The sequence below is a fragment of the Thiobacillus sp. genome (assembly GCF_024708915.1).
Window position 1 is genome coordinate 1 of the sequence record NZ_JANJXQ010000008.1, and the last position, 8,542, is coordinate 8,542.

Here is an 8,542-nt window from a genome sequence, read left to right on the forward strand (position 1 = left end):
GCTGGACTGAAATCCAGCGGGCTGATTGCGATTTATCTATTTTAGTTACACAGACGTTAGGAGAACCAACATGGCTGTCACGACGAACAAAGCAAAAACCGAAGGCGTTACATGGCGTCGTTATAAGGATGGCGAGTCGGACGCCGATATTCGCTCGGCACAGGACCGGATCTTCCAGTCGAGCTGGACGCACAAGTGCCCGGAATACATGCTCTCCACGCCGCCTTGCCAGGGTTCCTGTCCGGCCGGTGAAGACATCCGTGGCTACCTGAATATCGCGCGCGGCATCGAGAAGCCGCCCGCAGGCATGACCTGGCAGGAATATGCTTTCCGCCGCGTCACCGAAGCCAACCCCTTCCCTGGCGTGATGGGCCGTGTCTGCCCCGCGCCGTGCGAATCCGGCTGTAACCGGAATATGGTTGAGGATCATGTCGGCATCAACTCGGTCGAGCATTTCATTGGCGACTGGGGCATTGAAAACAACATGGCCTACACGTCCACGGCAGCCGAGACCGGCAAGAAAGTGGCCGTCATCGGCGCCGGCCCTGCCGGCCTGGCCGCGGCCTATCAGCTGCGTCTGCGCGGCCATGGCGTGACCATTTTCGACGAACACGAAGAGCTTGGCGGCATGATGCGCTACGGCATTCCTGGCTTCCGCACCCCGCGCGAGATGCTCGATGCCGAAATCAAGCGCATCATCGACCTGGGCGTTGAAACCCGCCTCAATACCCGTATCGGCTCCGATGTCAGTTTCGAGCAGATCGAAAAAGACTACGATGCGATCTTCATGGCCATGGGCGCCCAGGCTGGCCGCCCGCTGCCGGTTCCCGGCGCCGAAGCGCCCAACTGCGTGACCGCCGTGGCGTTCCTGCGCGCCTTCAACGAAGGTCGTCTGCAGCACGTCGGTAACCGCGTGGTGGTCATCGGCGGTGGCGACACCTCGATTGACGTGGCAACCGTTGCCCGTCGTCTTGGCAATGTGACCAAGTCCGGTACCCATGACGACCGTCCGGAAGCCGTGATCTCCGGTCATATGGCGCAGGACGTGGCTGCCATTTCTGCCCGCGAAGGCGCAGAAGTGGTGCTGGTCTCCCGTGCCACCATCGACAAGATGGCTGCCAACAAGCACGAAGTCGAACATGCCCAGCAGGAAGGCATCGAAATCATCGGCGGCGTGACCCCGGTTGCCGTGGTCGTCGACGCGAACGGCCGTGCCACCGCGCTGCGCGTGGCCGACTTCGTGTTGGAGGGCAAGGAAACCAAGATCGTCGAAGGCACCGAGCGCGACCTGCCGGCCGACCTGATCGTGTCCGCTATTGGCCAGGGCGTCGACTTCACCGGCCTTGAGCAGTTCAACAACAACAATGGTCTGATGAAGGCCGACAAGAACTACCGCTTCCCCGGCAAGGAGCACATCTTCGTTGGCGGCGACGTGCTGCGTCCGCACCTGCTGACCACCGCGATCGGTCATGCGTCCATCGCTGTCGACGGCATCGATGCCTTCCTCAAGGGAAGGGAGCTCGACAAGCGTCCGAAAGTGGACGTTCACCACTTCGACGAAATCCGCAAGTGGCTCGAAACCGGCCACGAGTATAGCGAAATTCACGGCGGCGTCTGGGGCACCTCGGAGCGCAAGGATATCCTGCACAACTTCGAAGACCGTTCGGCGCGCCACATCATTCCGCACGACGACCTGTTCCTCGGCCATTTCCCCAACGTCGCGCGCAACATCCGCGAAGTGACCGTGCTTGACAAGCAAGGCGCGCTCGGCAACTTCGAAGAGCGTCTGCATGCACTGTCCGACAAGGAAGTCGTGGATGAGGCCAAGCGCTGCATGTCCTGCGGCCAGTGCTTCGAATGCGACAACTGTGTGGTCTACTGCCCGCAGACCGCCGTGTTCAAGGTCAAGAAGAAAGACAACCCGACTGTCGGCCGTTACGTCGACACCGACTACGCCAAGTGCATCGGCTGCCACATTTGTGCCGACGTCTGCCCGACCGGCTACATCATCATGGGTATGGGCGACTAAACCATGGCAGGCAAGATGAAACGTCTGCTGGCGCTGGGTGCGGTGGTGCTGACGACCGCGGCCCTGGCCTGGGCCGGGTCCGAAGCCCAGCCCAAGGCCGAGGGCGAGCCCAGGCCGTGGATTACGAAGGCTGAGCAGTGTGTGGAACCAACCGACTACATGCGGCGCAATCACATGAAGGTGCTGAATCACCACCGCGATGAAACGGTGATTGAAGGTATCCGTACCAAGAAATACAGCCTCAAGGAATGCATCAATTGCCATGCCAGCGAAAAGACGGGCAGCGTTGCCGCCGCCAAGGACGATTTTTGCGTGAGCTGCCATAGTTATGCCGCGGTAAAGATCGACTGCTTCGATTGTCATTCCACCAAGCCGCAAGGCTCGATGGCGATGCATCCGTTGAATGCTGAAACCGCACACTACAAGCACAAGCTTGCCGCCCAGACGACAAGCAAGGTCAGTGCAGAAGAGATGGCTGGGGTTGCCCAATGAGCGATATGAAACCGAGGTCTGATTCCACGCCCGCATCGCCCGAGCGCCGCCGCTTTGTCAGCGCCGCCACGGCGACCGCAGCGGGTCTGGCCATTGCTCCCGGCGTGATGTTGTACGAAGTGGCTCACGGCCGTGCTGAAGATCAGGCCGCCAGCAGCGCCGTGCGCTGGGGCATGCTGGTCGACGCCACCAAGTGCGCCAGCGGCTGCAATGATTGCGTGAGCGCGTGCAGCACCGAAAATGGCTGGACGCCGGTGGCGGAAAGCAAGCATCCAAGGCAGGCGCCGCAGTGGATACGCAAGCTGGAACTACAGGATCCGCTGACGCAGATGGAGACCAATCTGCCGATGATGTGCCAGCACTGCGCCGAGCCGCCGTGCGTGGACGTCTGTCCGACCGGCGCCTCGTTCAAGCGCGCCGACGGCATCGTGCTGGTCAACCGCCACACCTGCATCGGCTGCCGCTACTGCATGATGGCCTGCCCCTACAAGGCGCGTTCACTGGTGCACGAGCCGTTGAACGACACCCAGAAGGCGGATGTGCCGCGCGGCATTGGTTGCGTCGAGGCCTGTACCTTCTGCGTGCAGAAGGTGGACCGCGGCGACGGCAACACCGCGTGCGCCGAGGCCTGCACCGCCGCAGGACACAATGCCCTGCTGTTCGGCGACATGAACGACCCCGAGAGCGAGATCTCAAGGCGCCTGCGCGAACTGCCGACCAAGCAGGTGCGGGCCGACCTGAATCTCAACCTCGGCGTTCGCTATCACGGAATCTAAATCAACATGGCAAGCATTACTTTCCGCGAAGTAGAAGGCAGCAGCCCCAAGTACTGGATGCTGCTCGGATTCTTTGGCCTGTTCGTGCTGTTCGGCGCATTGGCCTGGAACTACATGCATCACCACGGCCACGTCGTGACCGGCATGGACAACCAGATCGTCTGGGGGCTGCCGCATGTGTTCGCCGTGTTCCTGATCGTCGCCGCCTCCGGTGCGCTCAACGTCGCCTCGATTGCCTCGGTGTTCAACAAACCGATGTACAAGCCGCTGGCGCCGCTGTCGGCGGTCCTGTCGCTGGCGCTATTGCTGGGCGGCCTGTTGGTGCTGGTGCTTGACCTGGGCCGTTCCGACCGCCTGATCGTGGCGATGACGAACTTCAACTTCAAGTCGATGTTCACCTGGAACGTGTTCCTGTATTCCGGCTTCTTTGTGCTGGTGGGCATTTATCTGTGGACCATGCTGGACCGCAGCGTCAAGTCCTGGTCCAAGGCGGCGGGCACCGCGGCCTTCATCTGGCGCCTGACGCTGACGACCGGTACCGGCTCGCTGTTCGGCTTCCTGGTTGCGCGCGAACTGTACGGCACCGCCATGCTGGCGCCGATGTTCATCATCATGTCGTTTGCCTACGGCCTGGCGATCTACCTGATGGTGCTGGCCGCAGCCTATGCCTGGACCGGCCGCGCGCTGGGCGACGCCGTGATGATGCGCCTGAAGACCCTGCTCGCGGTGTTCGTCGCGGCGGTGCTGTATTTCGTCGTCGTCCAGCACATGACCAGTCTCTATTTCACCAAGTTCCACGCGGTGGAAGCCTTCATCCTGCGTGATGGCGGTAGCCTGACCACGCTGTTCTGGCTGGGGCAGATCGTCATCGGTTGTGTGGTCCCGCTGGTGATCCTGCTGAGCAGTCTGGGCAAACAGCGTACGTGGATCATGATTGCCTGCGGTCTCGTCATTCTGGGCGGCGTCGCACAGATGTATGTCACCATCATCGGCGCCCAGGCCTATCCGCTGGACATGTTCCCCGGCCTGAGCGAAAAGAGCAGCTTCTTTGACGGCGAGATTCATACCTACGCGCCCAGCATGCCCGAACTCTTCCTCGGTCTGGGCGGGGTGGCGATCGCTTTGCTGGCCACCACCTTCGCGGTCAAGGTGCTGCGCCTGCTGCCAGCCAGCCTGGACGACGCCAGCGTCGCCAAGCTGGAACATTGATCGCATAGCCTGCCAGGCGGCAGCCTGGCAGGGGATCGTCAGGCATGAACCGGCAAGCCACATCAAACGATTCCACCAGCGCGGGGCAGCGATGCCCTACAAGAGGACTCCGGCTTTCCATGAGGTCTAAAGCCTCATGAAAAATCGCATGCCTCGCGTCTTCATTTCTGCCGCGCATAAATCGTCGGGCAAAACCACGCTTACCCTAGGCCTGTGCGCCGCATTGCATGCGCGTGGCCACGCGGTGCAGCCTTTCAAGAAAGGCCCCGATTACATCGATCCGCTGTGGCTGGGAATGGCGGCGCAGCGCCCCTGCTACAACCTCGATTTCCACATGATGCGGCGCGACGAGATCGAGCAGCAGTTCGCCCGCGCTGCAGCCGGCGCCCGCATCAGCCTGATCGAAGGCAACAAGGGCCTGTACGACGGCCTCGATCTCGACGGCAGCAACAGCAATGCGGCACTGGCCAAACTGCTCGGCGCGCCGGTGGTGCTGGTGATCGACGCGCGCGGCATGACGCGCGGCGTGGCGCCGCTGATCCTGGGCTACCAGGCGTTCGACCGGGGGATACATATCGCCGGCGTCATCTTCAACAACCTTGGCGGCAGCCGCCACGAATCCAAGCTGCGCGCGGTGGTCGAACATTACACCGACGTCGAGGTGATCGGCGCGGTACAGCATGACGCCAGCATGCAGATCGCCGAGCGCCATCTGGGGCTGGTGCCGGCCAACGAACAGGACGCTGCGCGCGCGCGGATTCAACACGTCGGCGAACGCGTGGCGGCGCAGGTCGATCTTGATCGGCTGCTGGCGATTGCCGACAGCGCGCCCGAACTGGATGTTCCGCTGGCAGCCGAAGCGGCAGCGCCCGCCGAGCGCGTGCGCATCGGCATTGCGCACGACCAGGCTTTCGGTTTTTATTACAGCGAAGATATCGACAGCCTGCGCGCCGCCAATGCCGAACTGGTCGACATCGACACCCTGCGCGCACAGGCCCTGCCCGAGGTGGACGGCCTCATCATCGGCGGCGGCTTTCCCGAAATGTTCATGGTGGAACTCGAAGCCAATACGGCCTTGCGTGGCAGCGTCCGCAACGCCATCGAAGGCGGGCTGCCGACCTATGCGGAATGCGGCGGACTGATGTATCTGTCGAAAAGCCTCGACTGGCAGGGGCGGACGTGCGAGATGGTCGGCGTGGTGCCGGGCAATACCGTGATGCACGAGCGTCCGGTCGGGCGCGGCTATGCGCGCCTGCAGCCGACCGGCGAGGACCGCTGGCAGGAAACGGCCGCCATTCCGGCGCACGAATTTCATTATTCGAGCCTGGAAAATCTGCCCGCCGACTCCCTATACGCCTACCAGGTGCAGCGCGGCCACGGCATCGACGGCAAGCATGACGGCTATCAGCAACACAATCTGCTGGCCGCCTATGTGCATCGCCGGGGCAGCGGCGCGCAGGGCTGGATCGTCCCGTTTTTGAACCAGGTGCGTGCGCACAAGGCGCGCGCTGCCGCCTAACTTTGTAAGGACCCGCCCATGATCAAGATTACTGATGCCGCCGCCGCGCAGATTCGCGTCGCCAACAACAATCCCGACGTGTTCGAGATGATCCTGCGTATCGCCGCCTACCAGGAGGACGACGGCAGCGTGAACTACGGCATGGGCTTCGACATCGAACGCGAAGCCGACGAGCACCTCATCGTCAATGGCATCGCAATCCTGATCGCGGCCTCGAGCACGCCCTATCTGCAGGGCGTGACACTCGATTTCGTCGAAATGAGCCCGGGCGACCTGCGCTTCATCTTCATCCCGCCCTATTCAGCAGAAGACGGGCCCGCCGAGCCGGGCGACGACGCTGCAGCCGCCGAGTAAACCCCATGAATTACCTGCCCATTTTTCTCGATCTGCGCGACCGTCACTGCCTGGTGGTAGGCGGTTCCGAAACCGCCGCGCGCAAGGCCGAGCTGCTGCTGCGCGCCGGAGCATACGTCGATGTCGCCGCGCCGGGCCTGCACGAAGGCTTCGCGCGCCTGCCGTATACCGAACATTTGAAGCGGGTAGCGGATGCCTTCACCTCCGATCTACTCGACGGCAAGGACGCGGTGATCGTGGTCGAGGACGATGCGGCGGCTGCCAGGGCTGTGGCGGATGCCGCGCGTGCGCGCCACATCCCGGTGAACGTGGCGGACAAGCCGGCGCTGTGCAGCTTCATCCTGCCTTCGATCATCGACCGTTCGCCGATCATGGTGGCGGTCTCCAGCGGCGGCGAATCGCCGGTGCTGGCGCGCATGCTGCGCGCGCGGCTGGAAACCCTGATTCCTGCCGCCTACGGCCGTTTGAGCGCGCTCGCAGGGCGCTACAAGGACCGCGTGCGCGCGGCGATCAAGCCGGAGCAGCGGCGGGCATTCTGGGAGAAGGTGTTTCTCTCGCCGGTCGCCGAAATGGTGTTTTCCGGGCGCGACGTTGAGGCCGAAGCGCAGCTCGACGCCATGATCAGGGACTCAGCCTCCCACGCCATCGGCCGCGGCGAGGTCTATCTGGTCGGTGCCGGCCCCGGCAACCCCGACCTGCTGACCTTCCGCGCCCTGCGCCTGATGCAGCAGGCCGACGTCATCGTCTACGACCGCCTTGTCTCGCAGCCGATTCTCGACATGTGCCGGCGCGACGCCGACCGCATCTACGTCGGCAAGGAACGCGACGACCATGCCGTGCCGCAGGAGGAGATCAACCTGATGCTGGTGCGCCTGGCCAAGGAAGGCAAGCGCACGCTGCGGCTGAAGGGCGGCGACCCCTTCATCTTCGGCCGCGGCGGCGAGGAGATCGAGACCCTGGTCGAGCACGGCGTGCCGTTCCAGGTCGTGCCCGGCATCACCGCGGCGGCCGGGGTGGCGTCCTATGCGGGCATTCCGCTCACCCATCGTGACTACGCGCAGTCGGTCGCCTTCGTCACCGGGCATCTGAAGGAAAACACCTTCAACCTGAACTGGGAAGGCATCGCGCGCAAAGACCAGACCATCGTCATCTACATGGGGCTGAAAGGGCTGCCATTGTTGTGCGAGGCGCTGATCAAGCACGGTCTTACCGCGGATACGCCGGCAGCCATCATTCAGCACGGCACCCTGCCGACCCAGCGCGTCATCACCGGTGACCTCACCACGCTGCCTTCACTGGCCGAGCAGGCCGGGCTCAAGGCGCCCACCCTCATCATCGTCGGCAACGTCGTCAAGCTGCGCGAGAAACTCGGCTGGTACCAACCTGAACAGTATGGCGAACAGGCCCGCCGCACCCCGCTCGAAGCACCGGACCATCTGCCCTGACAAACGCGTCCGGGCGTCGGCCTGCCGCGTCCGGCCCAAATCATGATCGGACTCCCGGCACGCTTTGAACTGCCCCTCTTTGCCCTGCTGCTGTCCGGCCTGATGTCCTTGCTGGTGTCGGGCGTGCGCGCAGGATGCGCCATCCTGTCCGCTGTAGCGGCCTCGCCCACTCCGGACCCGCAGGCATCGAGCGCACATCGGTCATTGCGGAGCCAGGTTCGGCTCGGCAGCATGGCCGGATCATTGGCAGGAGGGGTGGTTTCATGCGCAACTCATGCCTAAAATAAAGGATATATTTGTCCGCTAAAAAGTAGCCATGACCACCACGCTTACCATCGATGGCAACGAGGCCGTTGCCCGGGTGGCCTACCTGGGCAACGAGGTGATCGCCATCTACCCCATCACGCCCTCCTCCAACATGGGCGAGTGGGCGGACGAGTGGGCGTCGCAGCAACGGCCCAACCTGTGGGGCGCGGTGCCGAGCGTCATCGAGATGCAGTCGGAGGGCGGTGCGGCCGGCGCGCTGCACGGCGCGCTCACCTCCGGCGCCCTGGCCACCAGCTTCACCGCCAGCCAGGGACTGCTGCTGTTCATCCCCAATCTCTACAAGCTTGCCGGCGAGCTGACGCCCTGTGTGCTGCATGTGGCGGCGCGCGCGGTGGCGACGCATGCGCTGTCGATTTTCGGCGACCACTCCGATGTCATGGCCTGCCGCGCC

The 8,542-nt window shown here is 63.3% G+C and carries 7 protein-coding genes and 1 pseudogene; all 8 read left to right on the forward strand.

From position 1 onward, the window contains the following. Positions 1-70 precede the first annotated feature (70 nt). The gene (locus tag Q0L94_RS00830) at positions 71-2,029 is read left to right on the forward strand and encodes an NAD(P)-binding protein (protein WP_296749178.1); all 1,959 of its coding nucleotides are present in this window, start codon (positions 71-73) and stop codon (positions 2,027-2,029) included. Positions 2,030-2,044: 15 nt separating this feature from the next. Continuing rightward, the gene (locus Q0L94_RS00835) at positions 2,045-2,521 is read left to right on the forward strand and encodes a hypothetical protein (protein WP_296749180.1); all 477 of its coding nucleotides are present in this window, start codon (positions 2,045-2,047) and stop codon (positions 2,519-2,521) included. Next, the gene (dsrO, locus tag Q0L94_RS00840; RefSeq protein ID WP_296749182.1) at positions 2,518-3,297 is read left to right on the forward strand and encodes a sulfate reduction electron transfer complex DsrMKJOP subunit DsrO; all 780 of its coding nucleotides are present in this window, start codon (positions 2,518-2,520) and stop codon (positions 3,295-3,297) included. Before Q0L94_RS00835 ends, dsrO begins: the two co-directional genes overlap by 4 nt. A 6-nt stretch (positions 3,298-3,303) precedes the next feature. Further along, the gene (gene nrfD, locus Q0L94_RS00845; protein WP_296749183.1) at positions 3,304-4,506 is read left to right on the forward strand and encodes an NrfD/PsrC family molybdoenzyme membrane anchor subunit; all 1,203 of its coding nucleotides are present in this window, start codon (positions 3,304-3,306) and stop codon (positions 4,504-4,506) included. A 136-nt stretch (positions 4,507-4,642) separates the two neighbouring features. Continuing rightward, a complete protein-coding gene (locus tag Q0L94_RS00850; RefSeq protein WP_296749184.1) occupies positions 4,643-6,025 on the forward strand; it encodes a cobyrinate a,c-diamide synthase in 1,383 nt (460 codons plus the stop codon). Positions 6,026-6,043: 18 nt separating this feature from the next. Next, positions 6,044-6,379, forward strand: coding sequence for an iron-sulfur cluster biosynthesis family protein (locus tag Q0L94_RS00855; RefSeq protein ID WP_296749186.1), 336 nt, complete (start codon positions 6,044-6,046; stop codon positions 6,377-6,379). Positions 6,380-6,384: 5 nt separating this feature from the next. Next, on the forward strand, positions 6,385-7,824 hold the full coding sequence (gene cysG / locus Q0L94_RS00860; RefSeq protein ID WP_296749188.1) for a siroheme synthase CysG: 1,440 nt from the start codon (positions 6,385-6,387) through the stop codon (positions 7,822-7,824). A gap of 316 nt (positions 7,825-8,140) precedes the next feature. Further along, a pseudogene (locus Q0L94_RS00865) lies at positions 8,141-8,542 on the forward strand (pyruvate:ferredoxin (flavodoxin) oxidoreductase); the annotation flags it as partial.

Bases quoted from the DNA above. Each gene is read 5' to 3' on its own strand.
- Q0L94_RS00830 (WP_296749178.1), top strand. From the start codon at position 71: ATGGCTGTCACGACGAACAAAGCAAAAACCGAAGGCGTTACATGGCGT.
- Q0L94_RS00835 (WP_296749180.1), top strand. From the start codon at position 2,045: ATGAAACGTCTGCTGGCGCTGGGTGCGGTGGTGCTGACGACCGCGGCC.
- dsrO (WP_296749182.1), top strand. From the start codon at position 2,518: ATGAGCGATATGAAACCGAGGTCTGATTCCACGCCCGCATCGCCCGAG.
- nrfD (WP_296749183.1), top strand. From the start codon at position 3,304: ATGGCAAGCATTACTTTCCGCGAAGTAGAAGGCAGCAGCCCCAAGTAC.
- Q0L94_RS00850 (WP_296749184.1), top strand. From the start codon at position 4,643: ATGAAAAATCGCATGCCTCGCGTCTTCATTTCTGCCGCGCATAAATCG.
- Q0L94_RS00855 (WP_296749186.1), top strand. From the start codon at position 6,044: ATGATCAAGATTACTGATGCCGCCGCCGCGCAGATTCGCGTCGCCAAC.
- cysG (WP_296749188.1), top strand. From the start codon at position 6,385: ATGAATTACCTGCCCATTTTTCTCGATCTGCGCGACCGTCACTGCCTG.